Below are 23,085 nucleotides of genomic sequence, written 5' to 3' on the forward strand. Positions count from 1 at the left end.
GGCCAAGGGCCTTATCTAGGCTAACCGAAAGTCTCTGCAGGCGACAGGCGAACCGCCGCAGACCCGTTCGGCTAGGGGATGCCGTTGGAAGACCCGACCGGGACAGACAGCAGGAGTTGATAAAAATGACCCATCAGATTCAGACGCTGGAGCTCGTCCAGCAGCGCAAGCCGCGTCATGCCTTGCCGCGTGAACTCTACGGTGACCCGTCCGTGTACCGCGAGGATCTGGAGCAGCTCTGGCACAAGGAATGGATCTTCGCGGGCCACACCTTCGAGCTGGAAAAGCCCGGCCAATACCTGACCCTGCAGATCGGCGACTATCCGATCGTCGTGGTCCGCGGCGCGGACGGCGAACTGCGCGCCTTCCACAACGCCTGTCGCCACCGTGGCTCCAAGGTCTGTCAGGAGGCCAGCGGCAAGGCCGCCAAGCTGGTCTGTCCCTACCACAAGTGGACCTTCGACCTGGACGGCAAGCTGCTGTTCGCCGGCAACATGGGCAGCGACTTCAATACCCGGGATTACGGCCTGAAGCCGGCCCATTGCGAGGTGGTCGAGAGCTACATCTTCGTCTGCGTGGCCGAGACGGCCCCCGACTTCGAGCCGTTCCGCCAGGCCGTGACGCCCTTCATCGCCCCCCATGGCCTCGACAACTGCAAGGTGGCCTTCGAGTCCAACCTGATCGAGAAGGGCAACTGGAAACTGGTGTTCGAGAACAATCGTGAATGCTTCCATTGCGATGGCGCTCACCCGGAACTGATGAACTCCTTCGTCGAGAACCTCTCGGTGGCGGGCGTGGCCGATTCCGAGGACCCGGAGTTGGAGGCGTTCTGGGATCGCTGCGAGGCCGCGGGGCTGCCGAGCCGCATGGCCATGGGCGAGACGGGCCAGTATCGCATGACGCGCATCCCGCTATCCTCCAAGGCCGTCAGCTACACCATGGACGGCAAGCCGGCGGTGTCGCGTCGGCTCGACCAGAGCGGGGTGGAGAACATCGGTGCGCTGCTGTATTTCCATTACCCGAACACCTGGAACCATTTCCTGGGCGATCATGCCCTGAGCTTCCGTGTCCTGCCGCTGGGGCCCACCGAGACCCTGGTGACGACCAAGTGGCTGGTGCCCAAGGATGCTCAGGAAGGCATCGACTATGACCTCGACCATCTCACGCGGGTCTGGTTGGCGACCAACGACCAGGACCGCAAGCTCGTCGAGGCGACCCAGGCCGGCGTGACATCGCCCGCCTATGAGCCGGGGCCCTATTCGGATCTGGCCGAGAACGGTGTCTGCCAGTTCGACGACTGGTATTGCGAGACCATGCGTCAGAAGCTCACCGACTGACCTCCCGCCTTTTTTCAGGCGGCCGGACCAGATAACGCGACGCCAATCATCCTGTCTCCGGCCGCCTGTCGAGATCTCCCGCATAACGACATGAGCCCCATGGCTATCGACACCCCCGCCTCGATGGGGGTGTCGTCGTGCACGGCAGTGAGGTTTTTCGGAAGCATTTTCGGCCTTTTCAATAACCGGGTGTTATGTCTTTTCCGTAAGAAATGTCGTTAGACGCTGCTTCGCAAGGGGGCGTAGCGTAAAGGGAGAGGTCTGGAAAAGTGGCTTCCATGACGTTCCCTTAAGGCCAACTATAACAAGAGGTTTAAATGGGTATGGATGACGAGATTCTGTCGGTGAAGAACATCTTCAAGGTCTTCGGTAGTCAACCGGAGGAAGCCATGAGGATGTTGGATAGCGGCAAGAATAAAGACGATGTCTTTCGAGAAACAGGGCAGGTGGTCGGTGTCTTCGATGCCAGCTTTTCCGTCCGAAAAGGTGAGATCTTTGTCATCATGGGACTGTCGGGGTCCGGCAAGTCAACCATGGTGCGCCTCTTCAACCGCCTGATCGAGCCGACCTCGGGCAGCATCTATCTCAACGGCAACGAGATCACCGGTCTCACCGACAAGGAGCTACTCACCGTCCGGCGAAAGGACATGAGCATGGTCTTCCAGTCCTTCGCCCTGATGCCCCATATGACGGTGCTGGACAATGCGGCCTTCGGCCTCGAAGTCTCGAGCGTGGGGGAGGCCGAGCGCTATCGCCGCGCCCGCGAGGCCCTCGAGCAGGTCGGACTGGCGGGACACGAATACAGCTATCCCCATCAGCTTTCCGGGGGCATGCAGCAGCGTGTCGGCCTCGCCAGGGCCCTGGCCAACGACCCCAGCATCCTCTTGATGGACGAGGCTTTCTCGGCGCTCGATCCGCTGATCCGTACCGAGATGCAGGACGAGCTGATCCGCCTGCAGGCCGAGCAGCAGCGTACCATCATCTTCATCTCCCATGACCTCGATGAGGCCATTCGCATCGGCCATCGTATCGCGATCATGGAAGGGGGGCGCGTGGTGCAGGTCGGCACCCCCCAGGAGATCCTCAACAACCCCGCCTCCGATTACGTGGAAGCCTTCTTCAAGAGCGTGGATTCCTCGAGGGGGCTCAGGGCCGGCGACGTGGCGCGTTTCGAGTCCGATATCGTGATCCATCGGTCCTCCACGGACAGCCGCGTCGATGGGCATTCGATACCCTACGCCTACCTGACCGACGACGATCGGCACCTGCTTGGCCTGCTGGACAGCAGCGGGGTCGCCCAGGGCGAGTCGCCTCGCGAGATCGCCCCCGCCGAGCTGAGCGTCGTCGCCTTCGACACCCCCCTGCACGACGTGCTCGACCTGGCTGCCTCGGTGCCCTATCCGCTGCCGGTGCTGACCCGGGAAGGAACGCTGCACGGCACGATCACCAAGGATTCCATTCTGAAGTCGCTTAGCCGCCACTGAGACGCCACAACAAGACTAGAGGGTAGGTAGGCCATATGTCAGTACTGACCATTCTCGATCCGTTTCAGGTGCTCCATATCCCGCTGGGAGAGTGGGTGGAGGCCAGCCTGAACTATCTCGTCGACAACTTTCGCGGCGTGTTTCGCGCCGTGCGCTGGCCCATCGACCAGGTGCTCGATGGCATCGAGGGCCTGCTCCAGTCGGTGCCGCCGACCATCGGGATCCTGCTCGGCTCGCTGCTGGGCTGGCAGGTGGCGGGACGCCGCATGGGACTTTTCTGCGCGTTCACGCTGATCCTGCTGGGCCTGATCGGCGTGTGGTCCGAGTCGATGACCACCCTGTCGCTGGTCCTGACGGCGGTCTTCTTCTGCGGCCTCTTCGGAGTGCCGCTGGGCATCCTCTGCGCACGCCACGATCGTCTGGAGCAGATGGTCCGGCCGGTGCTCGATGCCATGCAGACCCTGCCCGCCTTCGTCTACCTGGTGCCGGTGGTGATGCTGTTCGGCATCGGCAATGTCCCGGGGGTGCTGGTCACCATCGTCTTCGCCCTGCCGCCCCTGGTACGCCTGACCAACCTCGGCATCCGCCAGGTGCCGGCCGACAAGATCGAGGCGGCACGGGCCTTCGGCTGCACCCCCGGGCAGATGCTGCGTCGGGTACAGCTGCCGCTGGCGACCCAGACCATCATGGCGGGGCTCAACCAGACCCTGATGCTCTCCCTCTCGATGGTCGTGATCGCCTCGATGATCTCGGTCGGCGGCCTGGGGCAGATGGTGCTGCGTGGCATCGGTCGCCTCGACATGGGCCTGGCCACCGTGGGCGGGCTCGGACTGGTGATGCTGGCCATCTTCCTGGATCGCCTGACCCAGGCGATGGGCGAGCGCAGCGCGATCGCCGGCGACCACCGCCGCTGGTTCCAGAAGGGCCCCCTGGGCCTCTGTCTCCGCCTATTCGGGATCGGCAAGCTCCAGGCGACCCCGAACGTCTGAGGCGACCCGCACCCCCGAGCGGTGTACCCCTCTCGCAAGTCACCGACAACAACAGGAACGACACCATGATCTCCACTGCACAACATCGCAAGCACCTCTGGGCCTATCCGCTGGCACTCTCCGTCGTCGGCATGCTGCCGGCCGCCAGTCTCCTGGCGGCTGGGGAGCAGCCCGGGGAAGGGGTGACGGTCACGCCGATCTTCCCGACCATTGCCGAAGAGCACTTTCGTGGCCAGGTGGCCGTGATCGGGTTGCAGGAACTGGGTTACGAGGTCGAGGAGCCCAAGGAGACCGACTACCCGACCATGATGATGGCGCTGTCCTACGGCGATGCCGACTTCACCGTGCACCTCTGGGACAACCTTCACGAAAGCTTCTATGAGCGGGCCGGCGGCGACGACACCATGTCCAAGGTCGGCGACGTCATGGACGGGGTGATCCAGGGCTACCTGATCGACAGGCAGACCGCCGAGGAGCATGGCATCGACTCCCTGGACGACCTGCGCGACCCCGAGATCGCCGCACTGTTCGATACCAACGACGATGGCAAGGCCGACATGACCGGCTGTAATCCGGGATGGGGCTGCGAGGTGACCATCGACCATCACCTGGAAGCCTATGACCTGACGGATACCGTCACCCAGAACCGCGGCTCCTACTTCGCCCTGATGGCCGACACCATCACGCGCTACGAGCAAGGCGAGCCCATCCTGTATTTCACCTGGGTGCCGCAGTGGATCACCGCGGAGCTGGTGCCCGGGGAGGACGTGGTCTGGCTGGAGGTGCCCCATACCGACCTGCCGGATGGCGACAACGACGTGAACACCTCCTATCAGGGCAAGAACCTGGGCTTCGCCGTGGACACCGTCAAGGCCGTGTTGAACAAGGACTTCGCCGAAGAGAATCCGGCGGCCCGCCAACTCCTCGCGCAGGTGGAGATCAGCCCCGATGCCGAGAGTGCCCAGAACCTGATGATGCAGCAGGGCGAGAACAGCCAGGCCGATATCCGTCGCCATGCCGAACAGTGGGTCGACGATAATCGCGCCCAGTTCGACGAGTGGCTGTCGCAGGCGCGTGCCGCCGCGCAGTGATGCCTTCTCGCTGGTGCCCGCCTGCCGGGCACCCGCTGTCTCTGCATGTTGTCCCCGCGTCGAGGGGACGGAGGTCCAGGCAAGATGTCACTTTTCGCCTTCCAGCGAGACCTGCGCTTTTCGCAGCTGCCCGCTGCCACCCAGACCACGCTGAAGACGTGCCTTCTGGATATCCTCGCGGTCGCCGCGGGTGCCCGGGATACCCCTGCCAGTCGGTCGCTCAGGCGGTACGCGGCCGAACACTATCCTCCCGGCCGCCTGGCCAGTCGGCTGCTCTTCGATGGTCATGCGACCCATCCCCTCGGGGCCGCCTGGGCCGGCGGCTTCCGTGTCGACAGCCTCGACGCCCACGAGGGGCACTTCACCTCCAAGGGACATGCCGGTGCCACCGTGGTGCCGGCCTTGCTCGCCCTGGTCGATGCCTATCGGGAGCAGGGCAGGGCGATCAGTGGCGAGGAGTTCCTCGGCGCCCTGGGTGTCGGCTACGAGTCGGCACTGCGGGCCGGGGTCGCCCTGATGGCGACGGCCCCCGAGTACCATGCCTCCGGGGCCTTTTCCGGGGTCGGCGTGGTGTGTGGCGGTGCCCGTCTGCTGGGTCTGGACGAGGTCACCTTTCGCCATGCCCTGGGGATCGCCGAGTACTTCGGTCCGCGCTGTCCGATGATGCGCCTGATCGATCATCCCTCCATGCTCCGCGACGCCCACGGGGCCGGTGCGTTCGCCGGCGTCAATGCCCTCTTGCTGGCGCAGGCCGGGGTGACCGGTGCCCCGGCGACCACGGTCGAGAGCGAGGCGGTGGCAGCGCACTGGTCGGACCTGGGGGAGCGCTGGGAAATCGATGACCAGTACTTCAAGCCCTGGCCGGTGTGCCGCTGGGCCCAGCCGGCGCTGACCGCGGTGAGCGCCCTGATGGCCGAGCATCCCGACCTCGATGCCGATGCCGTCGAGTCCATCCGTGTCGAGACCTTCCATGAATCGATGCGACTCCAGGGTCATGCCCCGGCCAATGCGGACGAGGCGCAGTATGCTCTAGCGTTCCCCCTCGCGGCCCTGATTCGACGCGGGCGGCTCGGGCCCGCCGAAGTCGATGATCGGGCCACCCAGGCCGAGGACATCCTCGCCATCAGTCGACGCATCGAGATCGTCGAGGCCGAAGAACTCTCAGCGCGCTTCCCACGGGAACTCCTGTCGCGGGTCCGCTTGCTGCTCAAGGATGGTCGGGAACGCTGCAGCGGGATCACTGCGGCCCGCGGTGACCCCGATAGCCCCCTGTCACGGGATGACTTCGTGAACAAGTTCCGTCGGTACTCGTCGAGCACGCTGGGCGAGACCCGGGCCGACAAGATCATCGAAGTCGTCGACGGACTCGACCGCGCCCCGGACTGCAGTGAGCTGCTCGATCGGGTGCTGACTGGCTGAATGATCCCGGACGCGATGCCCTACGCACCGGGCCGCTTGCCGGGTCGGCTGGGCCGGCCACGGGCGGTGCGCCGGGAGACGGGGCGGGGGCGAAAGGAGACCGCCTGATTCATAACATCCGGTGATGATTTGCCGAGAAAAAAGGTTTCTTTCGGGGCTTCTGGCGTCTGTTTACTCTAGGGACATGCCCGATGTTGGCGGCATGACAACATCCCATACAACAAGGTGAGACTATGAACTTTGACGGCATCTGGACCCCGGTGGTGACCCCCTTCTCCGAAGACAACACCATCGCGTTCGACACCCTGAAAACGGTGCTCGACACCCTGGTCGATCAAGGGGTTCACGGCCTGATCATCGGTGGCACGACGGGCGAGTACTACGCTCTCGGCAAGGATGAGCGCAAGCAGGTCTTCGATGTGGTCGCGCAGCATGCCAAGGGTCGGATCCCGATCATGGCGGGGATCAATGCCACCACCACCGAAGACAGCCTCGAGCTCGGCCAGCATGCCAAGGCGGCGGGCTTCGATGCCATCCTGGTGGCGGCGCCCTATTACTGCCAGCCGGCTCAGGACGAGCTGCTGCACCATGTCCAGCGCGTCGATGATGCCCTCGACATGCCGATCATGCTCTACAACTTCCCCGATCGCACCGGTGTCCCGATGGAGCTCGAGTTCATCGAGGCGCTGCGTGATCGCTCCAACATCCAGGCGATCAAGGAAAGCACCGGCTCGATCGAGCGCATGCATGCGCTGATCAACGAGTTCAGCGATCAGCTCCAGGTGAGCTGCGGCATGGATGACCAGGTCCTGGAGTTCTTCGTCTGGGGCGCGCGCAGCTGGGTCGGCGGGGCCTCCAACTTCCTGGCGCCCGAGCATGTGGCACTCCACCGGGCCTGCGTCATCGACCGGGACTTCGTGGCCGGTCGCGAGATCGCCGCTCGGCTGTTGCCGATGCTCAACCTGCTCGAGCAGGGCGGCAAGTTCTGCCAGTACATCAAGCACGGCTGCGAGCTGGCGGGGCTGCCTGTCGGCCCGGCGCGGTCGCCGCTGATGCCCCTGAACGACGCCGAGAAGGCCAGCTTCCAACGCGTCTATGACGCCCTGGTCGCCCATCGCGGCTGATCCCCTGGCGGCGGAGGCACATCCCATGCAGCTGAATTGCAACTTTCTGCCCCAGGACGATGGTCGCTGCGGTTGGTACGAGACGCTGCCAACGCCGCCGGCGTCCATCCCTCTCAAGGGGGAGGTCAGAGCCGACTGGGTGGTGCTGGGCGCGGGCCTGGCCGGGCTCGCCGCGGCGCGGCGACTGGCCGAGCTTCAGCCGGATGCGGTGATTGCCCTGTTGGATGCACGGCGTGTCGGCTTCGGGGCCGCCGGACGGAACTCCGGGTTCATGATCGACCTGCCGCATGACCTGACCTCCCACGACTACACCGGTGACCGGACGGCCGATCGCCAGCAGATCCGACTCAATCGTGCGGCGATCGACTACATGCGTGGCATCGTGAAGCGCCAGGGCATCGACTGTGACTGGCGGGAGCAGGGCAAGCTGCATGGGGCGATCGAGGCCCGCGGGGAGCGAGCCCTCGAGACCTTCGCCAAGGGATTGTCCGGTCTGGACGAGCCCTACCGCTTGCTCGATGCCGGGGAGATGAAGGCGGTCACCGGCACCGACTGCTATCGGTCGGGCCTGCATGCACCGGGCACCGTGCTGGTCCAGCCGGCCGCGCTGGTGCGTGGCCTCGGTGCGACCCTGCCGGAGAACGTGCTTCTCTATGAGGACACGCCGGTGCGCAAGATCGAGGTCGGCAAGCCGCATACCCTGGTCACCGACCAGGGACGGGTCCACGCGCCCCGGCTGGTGCTGGCCAACAACGCCTATGCGGCGCAGTTCGGCGAGCTCGGCCTCAAGGGGCGCATCCTGCCCGTCTACACCTACGGTAGCCTGACGCGTCCCCTCGCTCCGCAACAGGTCGCCGAGCTGGGAGGTGAGCAGAGCTGGGGCCTGATCCCCGCCGATCCCATGGGCACGACGGTGCGCCGCATGGGCAGCGGGCGCATCTGCATCCGCAACTCCTTCACCTACAACCCGCGTCTCACCGCGGGTGCCTCACGGTTGGCACGTGCGCGGGCCGCCCATCGGCGCTCGTTCGAGCGACGCTTCCCGATGCTGCCGGGCGTCGAGCTGGAATACACCTGGGGCGGTGCCTTGTGCGTGTCCCGCAACGGCGGCACGCCGTTCGGCGAGCTCGCCGCGGGGGTATTCAGCGCCGTCTGCCAGAACGGCCTGGGCCTGGCCCGGGGGACGATTTCCGGGAAGTTGATCGCCGAGTATGCGCTCGGCATGGAGAGCGAGCTGCTCGACATCATGCTGAACCTTCCCCAGCCGGTCGCCAACCCTCCCGAGCCGCTGCTCGGCATGGGGATACGCTCGACCCTTGCCTGGAAAGAGTGGCAGGCCGGCACCGAACTCTGACTTCTACCACAGGAGGCGAACAACAATGTCCGATACCCTCACCCAGGACGCCATCGTGCGTCAGATCGAGCAACTCGAGTATCGCAACCTGGCCTTCATCGATGGCCGCTTCGTCGCCGCGCGCTCGGGCGAGACCTTCGAGACCCTCAATCCCGCCACCGGCGAGGTCCTGACCCAGGTCGCCGCCTGCGGGGAAGAGGACGTCGATCTCGCCGTCCAGGCCGCCCGCCGGGCCTTCGAGGCCGGGGTCTGGTCGGGGCTCGCGCCCGCCGAGCGCAAGGCGATCATGCAGCGCTTCGCCGACCTGATCGAGGAGCATTGCTTGGAGCTGGCCGTGCTTGAGGCCCTGGAGGCGGGCAAGCCCATCGGCGAATGCTTCAATGTCGACATTCCCGATACCGCCAATACCATTCGCTGGCATGCCGAGGCCGCCGACAAGCTCTACGACGCCGTGGCGCCCACCGAGAAGGGCGTGGTGGCTACCGTTAGCCGCGAGCCCATCGGCGTCGTCGGCGCGGTGCTGCCCTGGAACTTCCCCGCCATGATGGCCGGCTGGAAGCTCGGCCCGGCGCTGATCACCGGCAACAGCGTGGTGCTCAAGCCCGCCGAGCTGACCTCGCTCAGCACGACGCGCCTGGCCGAGCTGGCCCATCAGGCCGGCATCCCCGCCGGCGTGCTCAACGTGGTGACGGGACTCGGCCATGTGGCCGGCAAGACCATCGGCCTGCACCCCGACGTCGACCTGGCCGCCTTTACCGGGTCCACCGAGGTGGGGCGCAAGTTCCTCGAGTACTCGGCGGCCAGCAACCTCAAGCGGGTGGTGCTGGAGTGCGGCGGCAAGAACCCGCAGGTGGTGATGCCCGACGTCGGTGACCTCAAGGCCGTGGCGGGCGATGTGCTGGCCTCCGCCTTCTGGAACATGGGCGAGAACTGTTCCGCGGGCTCGCGGCTGATCGTGCATCGCTCGATCAAGGACGCGCTGCTCGACGAGATGCAGGTCCAGCTGGCTTCGGACTGGCAGATCGGTGATCCGCTGGATCCCGAGGTGCAACTCGGCGCGCTGATCGAACAGGCCCACATGGACAAGGTGCTCGCGCACATCGCGCAGGCCAAGAGCGAAGGCCTGAAGGCGGTGACTGGCGGGGAACGCGTGCTGCAGGAGAGCGGCGGCTATTTCGTGCCCCCGACCATCTTCGACGATGTCTCGCCCGAGGCGGGCGTGGCCCGCGAGGAAATCTTCGGTCCGGTGCTGGCGGTGATCCCCTTCGACACCGAAGAGGAGGCCATCGCCATCGCCAACGACACCTGCTATGGACTGGCGGCCTCGCTGTGGAGCGATGACCTCAACACCGTCCATCGCATGGCGGCGGCCATCCGTGCCGGCACGGTCTCCGTCAACTGCTTCTCCGAGGGGGATATCACCACGCCCTTCGGCGGCTACAAGCAGTCGGGTTTCGGTGGGCGTGACAAGTCCGTGTATGCCCATGACCAGTACTGCGAACTCAAGACCACCTGGATCCAGCTGGGCTGATCCAGCCACCCGTCAGTGACATGACGAGCGCCTGACTCGCCACCCCCTGCCCCCGGGCAGGGGGCGGCTCTCCCGTAGGAAGTGCCCCATGACCTTTACCAGCTCCGAATTCCTCAACCCCGTCAACACCCAGACCTGGGCGAATGGACGCCACCTGGTGCGCTGTCTCAAGATCATCCAGGAGACGCGGGACGTCAGGACCTACTGTTTCAGCATGCAGCAGCCGGTGCTGTTCTTCTTCAAGCCGGGGCAGTTCGTGACCCTGGAGCTGGAGATCGACGGTGAGCAGGTCATGCGCTCCTACACCATCTCCAGCGCCCCCTCGATTCCCTACAGCTTCTCCATCACGGTCAAGCGGGTCTCGGGTGGCCTGGTCTCGAACTGGCTGCATGACAACCTCCAGGAGGGGGACCTGATCGCCGTGCATGGCCCGGTGGGCCAGTTCAACTGCATCGACTACCCGGCAGAGAAGGTGCTGCTGCTCTCCGGCGGCGTGGGGATCACGCCGGTGATGTCCATGGCGAGGTGGTTCTTCAATACCAACTCCGAAGTGGACATGGTGTTCGCCCATAGCGCCCGTACGCCGAGCGACATCATCTACCGTGCCGAGCTGGACTACATGTCCACGCGTATCGAGAACTTCAAGCTGCATCTCATCTGCGAGCAGAGCGAGACCGGCCAGATCTGGGGCGGGTATCGTGGCTTCCTGACCCGCGAGATGCTGCAGCTCATCGCCCCCGACTTCCTCGATCGCGAGGTCTTCTGCTGTGGGCCGACCCCCTACATGCGTGCCGTCCGCCAGCTCCTCCAGGAGGCCGGCTACGATTTCTCCCGCTATCACGAGGAATCCTTCGGCGCGACACCGGACGAGGACATCGCCATGGCCGAGGAACACGCGGCCGAGGCCCTGGAGCGTGACGACCTGCCCCAGGACGGGTACTGGGTGACCTTCCAGGACTCCGGCAAGTCGGTCCAGGTGGTCGATGGCACGACCCTCCACGAGGCCGCAGCCAGTGCCGACCTGAACATTCCCAAGGCCTGCGGCATGGGCATCTGCGGTACCTGCCGGGTACGGGTGCTGGGCGGCGAGACGGAGATGCAGCAGAACGGCGGGATCAGCGAGGAGGAAATCGCCGAGGGCTACGTGCTGAGCTGCTGCACGAGCGTGAAGGGGAACGTCGCGGTGGAGTACTGAGTGGCTAACGCGCTCATGCCATGTCCGGCCCCTGATCGTTCATGGCCCCCAGCGGGGCACCAGTCACAACCGGATGACCCTGACCACCGCCGATGCCTCGGTATGTCCGAGGCCAGGGGGCGGGGCATCACCAGCAGCACGATGCCTCGATTGCCCAATGTGCCAACAACAAAGAGATGCTTCCATGAGCAATAGTCATTATCAGGAGGAGGCCGCGACGGCGGGTAAGGGAATTCCCTCTCCCGAAGGGCCGGCCAATATCATCGATACCGATTACGTGATCGGCCAGGACAACATCGCCTTCAAGCGTTTCGGGTTCGATCTCGACGTGCACGGCAAGGTCTTCAGTATCTCGGCCCTGACGATCCTGTTCTTCGTGATCATCACCCTGGCACTTCAGGAGCAGGTCGAGCCGATCTTCGATGCGGCCTTCGGCTTTCTCACCGGCAGCCTGGACTGGTTCTTTCTGCTGTCCACCAACATCATTCTGTTGATAGCCGTTGTGCTGATCTTCACCCCGCTCGGCAGGGTCCGGCTCGGCGGGGCCCATGCCAAGCCGGAATTCAGCTATACCGGCTGGTTCGCCATGCTGTTTGCCGCCGGCATGGGCATCGGGCTGGTGTTCTTCGGCGTCAATGAGCCGCTGACCCACTTCGGTTCCTCCCTGGCCGGCACCACCGTCGAGAACGGGGGGCGCACTGACTGGGCGCCGCTGGGGGCCGCCGCCGGTGATCCGGAGGCCGCCATCTCGCTGGGCATGGCCGCCACCCTGTACCACTGGAACCTGCACCCCTGGGCCGTCTACGCGATGGTGGCGCTGGCGCTGGCGCTGTTCTCCTTCAACAAGGGGCTACCGCTGACCATGCGCTCGATCTTCTACCCGCTGCTGGGAGAGCGCGTCTGGGGCTGGCCGGGCCATCTCATCGACATCCTGGCGGTCTTCTCCACCCTCTTTGGGCTGGCCACCTCGCTGGGCTATGGTGCCTCCCAGGCGACGGCGGGGCTCAACTACCTGTTCGGCATTCCCGACGGCAACGTCACCATGGTGCTGCTGATCCTGGGCATCACGCTGGTGGCACTGTTGTCGGTGATGGCCGGGGTCGACAAGGGCGTCCAGCGGCTGTCCAAGATCAACATGGTCATGGCCTTCGTGCTGCTGCTGTTCATGATCGTGGTCGGACCGACCCTGATGATCCTGAGCGACTTCTTCGCCAACCTCGGCGGCTACCTGAGCCACCTGCCGGCCCTGTCCATGCCGTTCGGCCGGGAGGATGACAACTATCGTCAGGGCTGGAGCGCCCTGTACTGGGCCTGGTGGATCTCCTGGTCACCGTTCGTCGGTATGTTCATCGCCCGTGTCAGCCGCGGCCGCACCGTGCGCGAGTTCCTGATCTCGGTCATGATCGTGCCCACGCTCGTCTCGACGCTGTGGTTCACGGCCTTCGGCACCACCGCCATCGACCAGGTCGTCACCGATAACTTCGAGGGGGTCAAGGACGCGGTCGTCGAACTGCAGCTGTTCGTGATGCTGAGCCAGCTGCCCTGGACGGCCATCATGTCCTTCGTCGGCATCGTGCTGGTGATGGTGTTCTTCATCACCTCCTCGGATTCCGGCTCGCTGGTGATCGACTCGCTCACCGCGGGCGGCAAGGTGGACGCCCCCAAGGCACAGCGCATCTTCTGGGCCTTGATCGAGGGGGCTATCGCCATCGCCCTGCTGCTCGGCGGCGGGCTGGGGGCCCTGCAGACCGCCGTGATCACCACCGGCCTGCCCTTTACCCTGATCCTGCTGGTGGCCTGTTTCGCGGTGATCAAGGGGTTGCGCAGCGAGCCCAGAAGCGCCTAGACGAGCGCTACGTATCGGCGTGAGTCCGGTCATTCAAGGCCGGGGGCGCGCCAGAAGGCACCGACATCCCGGGGATGTCGGTGCCTTTTCGATTGGGGCCGTCGCGTGTCGCCTACAGGAAGCGGCGAATCGCCTCGAGCACCGAGGCATCGAGCGTGATGCTGTCCCGCTCCGACCAGTTCAGGCCTGCGGGGCGCCGTCCGGGCACATGCGTGCCATGCTCGGCGGCCCTGTCGAGCTGACGTGTCAGGCGCACGCAAAAGTCGTCGTCCACTGCCGTGGGATGGATGGCGATGATCGTCATCCCGGCGTCGACCGGGCGTTTCCCGTCCCGGTGATCCGCCATGTCGAGCGACCAGGAGGCGCCTGACAGGCCGGCGGCGAGACACTCGACCATCAGCGCCACGTTGGCGCCCTTCGTGCCCCCGAAGGTCAGCAGGATGCCGTGCAGGGCCGCCTTGGCATCGGTGGTGGGATGCCCCTCGCCGTCGAGGGCCCAGCCCTCGGGAATGCTGCGCCCCTCGGCGGCGGCGTCTGCCAGGGTGACGAGAGCCGTGGCGCTGGAGGCCTGGTCGATGACGAGCGGGGCGTCCGGATCGGACAGGGGGGCGGCAAACGCCATCGGGTTGGTGCCGAAGACGGTGTTGCCGCCCGGCGAACCGGCAACCACGGCGGGGCTGTTGGATACGGCCAGGGCGACCAGCTCCTCCAGGGCGAGCCGCCGCACGTAGTAACCCAGTTCGCCGGTGGTGAAGCCGTTGCGCTGGGTGAAGAGCGTGACGCCCAGTTCCCGGGTCCTGGCGACCAGCGTGGGCAGGGCCAGGTCGAAGCCGAGCTGTGCGGTGCCGCCATCCGCGTCCGAATCGAGGATCGCGGGCAGGGGAGCGGTCAGTGACGGCTCGGCCTCGCCGTTGAGGCGCCCGCCGCGAAAGCCGTCGAGGTAGTGCAGCAGGTGCGGAAAGCCCACGGCAGGACGGCCGTACAGCGTGGCTGATACCGTCGCCCTGGCCAGGGAGCGCGCGGTGGCAGGGTTGGCACCCGCGGCGAGGCAGGCCTCCTTGGCCAGTTGCTCGGCCTCACGGGCGGTCAAGGTCTGCAGATTCAAGAACCTCTCCTTCAGATAGCCGCTGCCGGGGATCACAGGTCCTTGACCAGCCGCAAGGCATCGTAGATGGCCGCATGGGTGTTGCGGGACTCGACGGCATCGCCGATGCGGAACAGCTGGAAGCCACCGTCCGCGTGGCGAAGGGTCGATTGCGGTCGGCCGGCGATCAGGTCCTCGTAGTTCACCTCGCCGCCGTTGCGGGAATGCGGCTTCAAGTCGAAATAGAGGTCGGCCATCGGCGTGATGCCATAGTTGACCACCACCTGGTCGATACGCCGTTGATGATCGAGGTCCGACTGATCTTGTGAGACATAGTCGCTGGTGATCGTGGCGAGCAGTTCGTCGCCGTCCCGCTGCACGGACTTCAGCCGGTAGGTGGGCGTGAAGGTGACAGTGGGCCGCTGCAGGGCGCGCATGTAGGGCACCAGGTTCATGGCCATGATCTCCGCCGAGAAGGTGCGGTCCGGCGTCATGATCTCGAGCTCGGCCCCGGTGGCGGCGATGATCTCCGCGGCCTGCATGGCGGCATGATCGCCGGCCTCGTCGAACAGCAGCACCCGCTGTCCCGGCGCGACGTGTCCGGACAGGATATCCCAGGTGGTGACCACCAGCTCGTGGCCCACCGCGGGCTGGTCTTCCGCGGGGAAGCCGCCGGTCGCCACGATGACCACGTCCGGCCGCTCCTGTACCACGTCCTCGAGCTCGGCCCAGACGTTGTAGCGGATCTCGACGCCGAGCGCCTCGCAGCGCGCCAGGCGCCAATCGATGATGCCCATCATCTCGCGACGCCGCTCGCTCTGCGCCGTGAGGCGTACCTGGCCGCCGGCATCGCTGGCGGCTTCCAGCACCACCACCGGATGGCCTCGCTCGCCGGCGACCCGGGCGGCCTCCAGGCCCGCGGGACCGGCGCCGATGATCACCATCCGGCGCTTCTGTGTGGCCTCGGGGAGGGTGTGAGGCATGGTGGTCTCCCGCCCGGTGGCGGCGTTGTGGATGCAGTAGGCGGCGCCGCCCTGGTAGATGCGATCGAGGCAGTAGTTGGCGCCGACGCAGGGACGGATCTCCTCCTCGCGACCCGCGATGATCTTGCGCACTATGTGCGGGTCGGCCATGTGGGCGCGGGTCATGCCGACCATGTCGACCTTGCCCGAGGCGATGGCATGACGGGCGGTGGCGACGTCCTGGATCTTGGCCCCATGGAAGGTGGGGAAGTCCACCTCGCGACGGATCTCGCCGGCAAAGTCCAGGTGCGGGGCGCTGCGCATGCCCTGGATGGGGATGACGTCGGTGAGACCGGGGTCGGTATCGATATGGCCGCGAACCACGTTGAGGAAGTCGACCAGGCCGCTGTCCTTGAGGCGCCGCGAGATCTCCAGGCCGTCGCTGGCCGTGAGCCCGCCCGCCAGCATCTCGTCACCGGTGTAGCGCACGCCGACGATGAACGCCTCGCCGACCCGCTGGCGGATGGCGCGCAGCACCTCGAAGGTGAAGCGCAGCCGGTTGTCGAGATCGCCACCATAGGGTGCCTCGAGGGTATTGGTCAGCGGCGACCAGAACTGATCCATCAGATGCCCATAGGCCTGCAGCTCGATGCCATCGAGAGCGGCCGCGTGCATGCGTTCGGCGGCGTCGGCGTAGTCGCGGATCAATCGCTCGATATCCCAGTCCTCGACCTGCTTGGGAAAGGCCCGATGGGAGGCTTCACGATGGTGGGATGGCGATACCGTCGGCAGCCAGTCGCCCTTGTCCCAGCGGGTGCGGCGGCCCAGGTGGGTCAACTGGATCATCACGGCGGTGCCGTGCTCGTGGCAGGCCTCGGTCAGCTCGCGCATCCAGGGCACCACCTCGTCCTTGTAGGCCAGGATGTTGTTGAACACGGGGGGGCTGTCCCTGGCCACCGCCGCCGACCCGGCCGTCATCGTCAGGCCGATGCCGGCCCTGGCGCGCTCGACGTGATAGGCCCGGTAGAGCGCCTTGGGCATCCCGTCCTCCGGGTAGGCAGGCTCGTGGGCCGTCATCATGAGCCTGTTTTTCAAGGAAAGATGCTTGAGCTGAAAGGGCGTCAGCAGCGGGTCGGTCGCCATGGTCGGGCCTCTCTCTTGTTGTGCGCTTGACAGCGTTCAGGGTGAATGTACACACTCGTTTACTATATGTACATAGGTGTACATTCCTGTCGATAGGCTGATGCCAGACCGGCTTCGCTGCCGGGTGGAGAGGAGGGGCAAACGATGCATCAAGACACCGTGGTGGGGATCATCGGGGGACAGGGCTGGATGGGGCGCTCGCTGGGGCTGTCCTGGCTGGAGCAGGGGCTACTGCCTCCCGAGCGGCTGGTGAGTTCCTCGCGCTCCGGTGGCGACGCCTACCGCGACTGGCCCGACGTTCGTTGCGTCGAGGACAACCGTGAGCTGGCCGAGCGGGCGGATGTCATCGTGCTGTCCGTGCGTCCGCAGGACCTCGCCGGCGTCGAACTCGACGCCGGTGGCAAGCTGGTTATCTCCCTGCTGGCGATGGCGTCCTGTCAGGCCGTCGCCAGCCGGGTGGGCAGCCATCGGGTCGTGCGGGCCATGCCGAACGCCGCGGCGGAAATCCGCCGCGGCTATTTCCCCTGGTATGCCTCACCACAGGTGAGCGATGGCGACCGGCGACTCGTCCAGGCGCTGCTGGAGAGTTGCGGCACGGCACGGGCGCTCCCGTCGGAGCGCGATCTCGATTACCTGACGGCCCTGAGTGGCGCCGGGCCGGCCTATCCCGCCCTGCTGGCCCAGTCGCTGCTGGAGCACGCCCGACAGGCGGGCATCGCCGACGAGATCGCCCGCGAGGCCGTGCTCGAGACCCTGGTCGGCGGGTCGCTGCTGCTGGCGCGCGAGGGCGTCGATCCCCGCGAGATGGTCGAGCGGCTGATCGCCTATGACGGCACCACGGCCGAGGGGCTGCGCGCGATGATCGACGCGGGCCTGGGCCAGGCGATTCACCGGGGGCTCGAGGCGGCCCATAAGAGGGCGCGTGAAACACGCTAGGGAGCGGTGAGGGAGAGCCGTCCGTTCAGCTCTCCCGAGGGATGCCGTCACTCTTCCGGCCATCCGTCCCGGGGACGTAACCATGGCGAGCGTGAAAGCGTTGCAGCTCGTGCCGTTGCGGTGCCTGCCCGGTGAAGATCTCGACATAGGCGGGAATGCGCCGCATCCGCACCTCGAGGGCTTCCCGGGTCTTCATCGAGATATAGCCGATCTGGGTGAGGTAGATGGTGCGCCCCCGCACATTGGCCGCCAGCGTCTCGAAGTCGTGTCGCACGAACATGCGTGTCAGGGCCTCGAGGCGCGTCTCGTCGGCGGCATCGATCTCCCTGGCCACCTTGTCCGACTGGAGGGCCCAGCTGCGTATCGCAAATTCCAGCTGGGCGTCGAACAGTTCCGGGTCCAGCCAGCAGTCGAAGACGTTGAGGATCGCTTCCACGATGCTGTCGGCATAGGCCTCGGTCTGCCGGACCAGGCCCTGGGTGTTCTTCTCGCGCCAGCGCTCGATCAGGGCGTCGAGCAGCGCCTCGCGATCCTTGAAGAACCAGTAGAAGCTGGTACGCGAGACGTTGAGCCGCTTGGCCAGCGGCAGGATCCGCACGCTGTCCACGCCGGACTCGAGCAGCAGCGCGAAGGCCGCATCGAGCCAGGCCTCGCGGGAACCTTTCCATTTGGTGTCGGGGGGATCGGCAGGGGGCATCGAGAGGAGTCTCCGGTCCGGGAACGCAGGGCGGCAGCACGGGCGCTGACCAGGAGGGGAGGCTACACGTGTGTCGAGTTTATGTACATCTAGCCGGCGCAATGAGCCAGGGCCCGGCGTGTGCCGGGCCCTGGCCGTTCGGGACAACAGGGTGTCGTTTCAGGCCTCGAGAACCGGCTCCCGCGGGGCGCGGCTGCCGCCAGCCGGGGCTGAGTCGGTCTTGCCACTGTGATGATCCAGTTCCGCGTCCGCCGGGCGCGCCTGGGGCGGCAGCATCGCGGCGGCCATGGGTTCCCGGCGCAGGGTGCGGTAGAGGCTCAGCGTCATCACCAGGATGAACACGGCGATCGGCAGCCCGGCGATGATCGAGGCGGTCTGGATCGTCTTGAGGCCGCCGGCATAGAGCAGGGCGCCGGCGATGCAGCCGATCACCAGTCCCCAGATCACGCGGATCGGCTGGGGCGGCTCGGGGCTGCCGACGCTGTCGAGGGTACACAGCACCAGGGTGCCGGAGTCCGCCGAGGTGATGAAATAGGTCGCCAGCAGCAGCACCGCCAGGATCGACAGCAGGCTGCCGAGGGTGCCCGGGTCCAGGGCCTCGAAGAGGGTGAACAGCGCCAGGGTGGTGTCCTCCCGGGTGGCCTCCAGCACCGTGCCGCCGCCGAACTCGGCATTGGCCGCCACCGTGCCCTCGGCCACCGCCTGCTCATGGGCCTGTCGGGCCTGCTGTTCCTCGAACAGGGCGCTGCCGCCGAACACCGCCATCCACACGAAGGTGACCAGCGTCGGCACCAGCAGGGCGCCGCCGATCAGCTCGCGAATGGTGCGGCCCCGGGAGATGCGGGCGATGAACATGCCGACGAAGGGCGCCCAGGTCATCCACCAGGGCCAGTAGAAGGCGGTCCACCAGTTCTGCCAGCCGCTGTCGGCATTGGCATCGCTCCACAGGCTCATGCCGATCAGGTTGTCGGCATAGTCGCCGGTGCTCTGCAGCAGGATGTTGAGGATGTAGCGCGTCGGCCCGATGGCCAGCACGATGGCCACGATGGCGATCGACAGCAGCATGTTCCACTCGGACAGCCGGCGGATGCCGCGGCCCACCCCGGACATCACCGAGGCGATGGCGAACAGGGTGATCACCGCGATCATGGCGAGCTGGACGCCGATGCCGTTGGTCACCCCGAAGACGTGATGCAGCCCGCTGTTCATCTGGATCACCCCCAGGCCCAGCGACTGGGAGACCCCGAAGGCGGTAATCGCCACGGTGAGGATGTCGACGGCATGGCCGATGGGGCCGTAGATGCGCTCGCCGATGAAGGGATAGAGGATCGAGCGCAGTGTCAGGGGCAGGCCCTTGCGATAGGCGAAGTAGGCCAGGGCCAGGGCCACGATGATGAACATCGCCCAGGGGTGCAGGCCCCAGTGGAAGAAGGTCAGGCGCATGGCCATCCCGGCCGCCGCATCGCTCATGTTCTCGGTAAAGGGGTTGTCGGCGTAGTGCCACATGGGCTCGGCCACCGACCAGAAGATCAGGCCGATGCCCATGCCGCCGGAGAACAGCATGCTGACCCATGACAGGAAGCTGAACTCGGGACGCTCGTCGTCCTTGCCCAGGCGGATATGCCCGAAGCGGCTGACCATCAGGTAGAGCAGGAAGGCCAGCACGGCGCTGACCAGTCCGAGGTAGAACCACTTGGCGTTGTCGAGGACGGCCGTGGAGACGTCCTGGAAGATGGCGCCGGCCTTCTCGGCCAGCACGGCGCAGAAGATCACGAAGCCGATGACCAGGACCTTCGAGGCGATGGTCACCGTGGGGTTGAGGCCCTTGAACAGGCCACTTTCTGAGCGCATGGCGTCACTCTCGGGTTGTTATTGATCAGTAAGGCGTCGGGGAAGGGACCACGCGGGTCCGTTGCGCAGCCTGGGGGGAAGGGGGGTGGTGAGCAACGCATTTATTGTCATCAATCCATGAGCTTTTCTCACTCGAAGAGGGATCGATAACGCCGGCTTGCCATGCAGGGAGGCATACGGTAACGCAGCATCCTCGAATTATCCATTCGTCTAATGGATGAGATTTACTCATCAGTTGATGCCGAATCATCGATTGTCGCCACGCTGTGCCGCTCCCAGACTCGCCTCCACCAGCCGGGACCCCCGGTAGGGCCACAACAGATCAGAAACCGCCCGTTTCCCGTGAGGAGGCCAAGATGTCCGACCTGACCCAATCCCTGATTCCCGCCCGCCAGCTCGATGACGTGCTTGCGCCCATCGAGGAGGCCACCGGCATGCCCAACGCCGCCTACGTCAGCGAGGCCTTCTTCGCCGCCGAGCGCGACCGCCTCATGGCCGGCACCTGGGCCTGCATCGGCTTCGCCAGCGACATGGTCAAGAACGGCTACGTCAAGCCGGTCGACTTCATGGGCCTGCCGCTGCTGATGATGCGCAACAAGGACGGCGAGACCCAGGTCTTCCATAACGTCTGCAGTCACCGCGGCATGCAGCTGGTGGCCGAGGAGGGCGAGGTGCAGGGTGTGATCCGCTGCCCCTACCACTCCTGGACCTACGACCTGAACGGCAACCTGCGTGGCACGCCGCATATCGGCGGCGTCGGCCAGCACAAGGTCGAGGGGTTCAAGTGCGAGAAGCATGGCCTGAAGCCGATCCGCAGCGCGGTATGGATGGACATGGTGTTCGTCAACCTCGACGGCCAGGCGCCCCATTTCGCTGAGCACGTGGCTCCCTTGGAGAACCGCTGGCGTGACTTCGTCGGCGCCGACGGCTTCGAGCTGCTGCGTCGCGTCAACATGGGCGGCAACCTGGAGATCACCGTCAACTGCAACTGGAAGCTGGCGGTCGAGAACTACTGCGAGAGCTACCACCTGCCCTGGGTCCACCCCAGCCTGAACACCTACTCGCGCCTCGAGGACCACTACAACATCCAGTTCGGCGAGCACTTCTCCGGGCAGGGCAGCCTGGCCTACCGGCTCTCCGACGTGGCCGGCACCCGCCTGCCCAAGTTCCCCGCCTGGCCGAAGGACAAGATGGAGCACGCCGAGTACGTGTCCTTCTTCCCCAACGTGCTGCTCGGCATCCAGGCCGACCACGCCTTCGCCATGATGCTCGAGCCGGTCTCCGCCGGGCAGACCGTGGAACACCTGCGCGTCTACTACGTCGGTGACGAGGCCACCCAGGATGCCTATGCGGCCTGCCGCACCTCCACCCTGGAGTCCTGGCGGGTGGTGTTCGGCGAGGACATCGGTGCCGTGGAAGGCATGCAGCGCGGCCGCCGGTCCCCGGGCTTCCAGGGCGGCGTCTTCTCGCCGGTGCTGGACCACCCGACCCACTTCTTCCACCAGTGGGTGGCACGCCGCGTGCGCGGCGATGCCGAGGCCGCCTGATCCCCCGGGTCCTGCCCGAACCATCGCTTCTGGAGTTTCCCCCCTAATGAGCACGCTCGACCGCTACTACAACTATATCGACGGCGCCTGGACGGGCGCCGACAGCTGGCTGATGGTCGTCGACCCGGCCACCGACGAGGCCTATGCCGAGATCGCCGAGGCCGGCCTCGAGGATGCCGACGCCGCCATGGCCGCCGCCCGGCGTTGCGTGGCCTCGGGGGCGCTGACCTCGGTGCGTCCGGCCCAGCGCGTCACCTGGCTGCTGGCGATCGCCGAGGAGATCAAGGCGTTCACCGAGGAGGCCGCCCTGGTGCTGTGCCGCGAGAATGGCAAGTCCCTGGACGTGGCTCGCGGCGAGTTCGAGGAGGCCGCCCGCTACTTCGAGTACTACGCCGGCATGGCCGACAAGATCGAGGGCACCTCGATCCCGCTGGGCGACGACTATGTCGACTTCACCAGCTATGAGCCCCTGGGTGTCTCGGTGCAGATCGTGCCCTGGAACTTCCCGCCGTCGATCTGTGCCCGCTCCCTGGCGCCGGCCCTGGCCGCCGGCAACGCCGTGGTCATCAAGTCGCCGGAAATCTCTCCGCTGGCGATGACCTTCCTGATGACCGCCTGCGAGCGTGCCGGCCTGCCGAAGGGCGCCGTCAACCTGCTGTGCGGCAAGGGCTCGGTGATCGGCGCCCATCTGGTCAGGCATCGGGATGCCAACCAGATCGTCTTCACCGGTTCGGTGCCCACCGGCCAGCGCATCCTGCGCGATGCCGCCGAGCGCGCGACGCCGAGCGTGATGGAGCTGGGTGGCAAGTCCGCGGCCATCGTCCATGTCGATGCCGACATCGAACAGGTCCTCGATAGCGTCAAGGCCGGCATCTTCTTCAACGCCGGCCAGGTCTGCTCGGCGATGTCGCGCCTGCTGGTGCACCGCTCGCGCTACGACGAAGTCGTTGCCCGTGCCCGGGAGTTGGCTGAGGGGCTGTCCATTGGCCCGGGCGTCGAGAATCCGGACCTGACCCCACTGGTCTCGCGCGACCAGCTCGAGCAGGTAGAGGCCATGTGCCAACGGGCCATCGAGGCCGGCGCCACCTGCGTGTCCGGTGGCGAGCGAGTCTCGGGTACCAGCGGCTACTTCATGCAGCCGACGCTGTTCGCCGACGTCTCGGTGGACAGCGAGATCTTCCAGGAGGAGGTCTTCGGCCCGGTGCTGGTGATCCATCCCTTCGACAGCGAGGACGAGGCCGTCGAGCTCGCCAACGGCACCGAGTTCGGCCTGGTGGCCGGCGTCTTCGACACCCGCCTCGACCGGGCCCTGCGCACCGCGCGTCGACTGCGCGGCGGCCAGGTGTTCATCAACGAGTGGTTCGCCGGCGGCGTGGAGACGCCCTTCGGCGGGGTGGGCCTCTCGGGCTTCGGCCGCGAGAAGGGCCAGGAGGCGCTCTACAGCTACGTCCAGACCCGCAACATCGCCGTGCGCGTCAAGGGCGCGTGAAGGAGG

The 23,085-nt window shown here is 66.0% G+C and carries 17 protein-coding genes; 13 read left to right on the forward strand and 4 right to left on the reverse strand.

The features are described from left to right. The first annotated feature begins 125 nt into the window (after window positions 1-125). The 10 genes from QWY76_RS09455 to QWY76_RS09500 all read left to right on the forward strand — a co-directional run bounded on the left by QWY76_RS09455 (window position 126) and on the right by QWY76_RS09500 (window position 13,370). Window positions 126-1,337, forward strand: a complete 1,212-nt coding sequence (locus tag QWY76_RS09455; RefSeq protein ID WP_290310916.1) for an aromatic ring-hydroxylating oxygenase subunit alpha — start codon at window positions 126-128, stop codon at window positions 1,335-1,337. 395 nt (window positions 1,338-1,732) lie between these two features. Next, a complete protein-coding gene (locus QWY76_RS09460; RefSeq protein WP_290311056.1) occupies window positions 1,733-2,821 on the forward strand; it encodes a quaternary amine ABC transporter ATP-binding protein in 1,089 nt (362 codons plus the stop codon). Window positions 2,822-2,856: 35 nt separating this feature from the next. After that, the gene (proW, locus tag QWY76_RS09465) at window positions 2,857-3,810 is read left to right on the forward strand and encodes a glycine betaine/L-proline ABC transporter permease ProW (protein ID WP_290310917.1); all 954 of its coding nucleotides are present in this window, start codon (window positions 2,857-2,859) and stop codon (window positions 3,808-3,810) included. A gap of 65 nt (window positions 3,811-3,875) precedes the next feature. Next, window positions 3,876-4,901 carry a glycine betaine/L-proline ABC transporter substrate-binding protein ProX gene (proX, locus tag QWY76_RS09470; protein WP_290310919.1) on the forward strand — a complete coding sequence of 342 codons (1,026 nt, stop codon included), beginning with the start codon at window positions 3,876-3,878 and terminating at the stop codon, window positions 4,899-4,901. A gap of 84 nt (window positions 4,902-4,985) precedes the next feature. After that, window positions 4,986-6,320 carry an MmgE/PrpD family protein gene (locus tag QWY76_RS09475; RefSeq protein ID WP_290310921.1) on the forward strand — a complete coding sequence of 445 codons (1,335 nt, stop codon included), beginning with the start codon at window positions 4,986-4,988 and terminating at the stop codon, window positions 6,318-6,320. A 233-nt stretch (window positions 6,321-6,553) separates the two neighbouring features. Beyond that, complete coding sequence (gene dapA, locus QWY76_RS09480) at window positions 6,554-7,444, forward strand: 4-hydroxy-tetrahydrodipicolinate synthase (protein WP_290310922.1); 891 nt, start codon at window positions 6,554-6,556, stop codon at window positions 7,442-7,444. A 25-nt stretch (window positions 7,445-7,469) separates the two neighbouring features. Beyond that, window positions 7,470-8,798 carry an NAD(P)/FAD-dependent oxidoreductase gene (locus tag QWY76_RS09485; RefSeq protein WP_290310923.1) on the forward strand — a complete coding sequence of 443 codons (1,329 nt, stop codon included), beginning with the start codon at window positions 7,470-7,472 and terminating at the stop codon, window positions 8,796-8,798. A gap of 25 nt (window positions 8,799-8,823) precedes the next feature. Next, entirely contained in the window at window positions 8,824-10,329 is a 1,506-nt protein-coding gene (locus tag QWY76_RS09490) for an aldehyde dehydrogenase (RefSeq protein WP_290310924.1), read from the forward strand. An 88-nt stretch (window positions 10,330-10,417) separates the two neighbouring features. Beyond that, complete coding sequence (gene gbcB / locus QWY76_RS09495; protein ID WP_290310925.1) at window positions 10,418-11,524, forward strand: glycine betaine monooxygenase reductase subunit; 1,107 nt, start codon at window positions 10,418-10,420, stop codon at window positions 11,522-11,524. Between the two features lie 184 nt (window positions 11,525-11,708). Then, entirely contained in the window at window positions 11,709-13,370 is a 1,662-nt protein-coding gene (locus QWY76_RS09500; RefSeq protein WP_290310926.1) for a BCCT family transporter, read from the forward strand. Window positions 13,371-13,482: 112 nt separating this feature from the next. Here the strand turns inward: QWY76_RS09500 and QWY76_RS09505 are convergent, their stop codons facing one another. Then, the gene (locus tag QWY76_RS09505; RefSeq protein ID WP_290310927.1) at window positions 13,483-14,475 is read right to left on the reverse strand and encodes an Ldh family oxidoreductase; all 993 of its coding nucleotides are present in this window, start codon (window positions 14,473-14,475) and stop codon (window positions 13,483-13,485) included. A 32-nt stretch (window positions 14,476-14,507) separates the two neighbouring features. Beyond that, window positions 14,508-16,559 carry an NADH:flavin oxidoreductase gene (locus QWY76_RS09510; RefSeq protein ID WP_290310928.1) on the reverse strand — a complete coding sequence of 684 codons (2,052 nt, stop codon included), beginning with the start codon at window positions 16,557-16,559 and terminating at the stop codon, window positions 14,508-14,510. A 144-nt stretch (window positions 16,560-16,703) separates the two neighbouring features. On the opposite strand from QWY76_RS09510, the gene QWY76_RS09515 reads away from it, so the two are divergent. Further along, the gene (locus QWY76_RS09515; RefSeq protein WP_290310929.1) at window positions 16,704-17,495 is read left to right on the forward strand and encodes a pyrroline-5-carboxylate reductase family protein; all 792 of its coding nucleotides are present in this window, start codon (window positions 16,704-16,706) and stop codon (window positions 17,493-17,495) included. A gap of 25 nt (window positions 17,496-17,520) precedes the next feature. On the opposite strand, the gene QWY76_RS09520 is transcribed toward QWY76_RS09515, so the two are convergent. Further along, window positions 17,521-18,192, reverse strand: a complete 672-nt coding sequence (locus QWY76_RS09520) for a TetR/AcrR family transcriptional regulator (RefSeq protein ID WP_290310931.1) — start codon at window positions 18,190-18,192, stop codon at window positions 17,521-17,523. 159 nt (window positions 18,193-18,351) lie between these two features. Beyond that, window positions 18,352-20,043, reverse strand: coding sequence for a BCCT family transporter (locus QWY76_RS09525; protein ID WP_290310932.1), 1,692 nt, complete (start codon window positions 20,041-20,043; stop codon window positions 18,352-18,354). 356 nt (window positions 20,044-20,399) lie between these two features. Here QWY76_RS09525 and QWY76_RS09530 point away from each other — a divergent pair, with 356 nt between their 5' ends. Beyond that, window positions 20,400-21,590: an aromatic ring-hydroxylating oxygenase subunit alpha gene (locus tag QWY76_RS09530; RefSeq protein WP_290310934.1), complete on the forward strand. Its 1,191-nt coding sequence runs from the start codon at window positions 20,400-20,402 to the stop codon at window positions 21,588-21,590. A gap of 46 nt (window positions 21,591-21,636) precedes the next feature. Further along, on the forward strand, window positions 21,637-23,079 hold the full coding sequence (locus QWY76_RS09535; protein ID WP_290310935.1) for an aldehyde dehydrogenase family protein: 1,443 nt from the start codon (window positions 21,637-21,639) through the stop codon (window positions 23,077-23,079). The last annotated feature ends 6 nt before the right edge of the window (window positions 23,080-23,085 follow it).

Origin of the sequence: Halomonas maura, from assembly GCF_030409305.1 — a bacterium.
GTDB lineage: Bacteria > Pseudomonadota > Gammaproteobacteria > Pseudomonadales > Halomonadaceae > Halomonas > Halomonas maura.

Excerpts from the sequence above, each read along its gene's own strand:
- QWY76_RS09455 (WP_290310916.1), top strand. The coding sequence starts at position 126 with ATGACCCATCAGATTCAGACGCTGGAGCTCGTCCAGCAGCGCAAGCCG.
- QWY76_RS09460 (WP_290311056.1), top strand. The coding sequence starts at position 1,733 with ATGTTGGATAGCGGCAAGAATAAAGACGATGTCTTTCGAGAAACAGGG.
- proW (WP_290310917.1), top strand. The coding sequence starts at position 2,857 with ATGTCAGTACTGACCATTCTCGATCCGTTTCAGGTGCTCCATATCCCG.
- proX (WP_290310919.1), top strand. The coding sequence starts at position 3,876 with ATGATCTCCACTGCACAACATCGCAAGCACCTCTGGGCCTATCCGCTG.
- QWY76_RS09475 (WP_290310921.1), top strand. The coding sequence starts at position 4,986 with ATGTCACTTTTCGCCTTCCAGCGAGACCTGCGCTTTTCGCAGCTGCCC.
- dapA (WP_290310922.1), top strand. The coding sequence starts at position 6,554 with ATGAACTTTGACGGCATCTGGACCCCGGTGGTGACCCCCTTCTCCGAA.
- QWY76_RS09485 (WP_290310923.1), top strand. The coding sequence starts at position 7,470 with ATGCAGCTGAATTGCAACTTTCTGCCCCAGGACGATGGTCGCTGCGGT.
- QWY76_RS09490 (WP_290310924.1), top strand. The coding sequence starts at position 8,824 with ATGTCCGATACCCTCACCCAGGACGCCATCGTGCGTCAGATCGAGCAA.
- gbcB (WP_290310925.1), top strand. The coding sequence starts at position 10,418 with ATGACCTTTACCAGCTCCGAATTCCTCAACCCCGTCAACACCCAGACC.
- QWY76_RS09500 (WP_290310926.1), top strand. The coding sequence starts at position 11,709 with ATGAGCAATAGTCATTATCAGGAGGAGGCCGCGACGGCGGGTAAGGGA.
- QWY76_RS09510 (WP_290310928.1), bottom strand. The coding sequence starts at position 16,559 with ATGGCGACCGACCCGCTGCTGACGCCCTTTCAGCTCAAGCATCTTTCC.
- QWY76_RS09515 (WP_290310929.1), top strand. The coding sequence starts at position 16,704 with ATGCATCAAGACACCGTGGTGGGGATCATCGGGGGACAGGGCTGGATG.
- QWY76_RS09520 (WP_290310931.1), bottom strand. The coding sequence starts at position 18,192 with ATGCCCCCTGCCGATCCCCCCGACACCAAATGGAAAGGTTCCCGCGAG.
- QWY76_RS09525 (WP_290310932.1), bottom strand. The coding sequence starts at position 20,043 with ATGCGCTCAGAAAGTGGCCTGTTCAAGGGCCTCAACCCCACGGTGACC.
- QWY76_RS09530 (WP_290310934.1), top strand. The coding sequence starts at position 20,400 with ATGTCCGACCTGACCCAATCCCTGATTCCCGCCCGCCAGCTCGATGAC.
- QWY76_RS09535 (WP_290310935.1), top strand. The coding sequence starts at position 21,637 with ATGAGCACGCTCGACCGCTACTACAACTATATCGACGGCGCCTGGACG.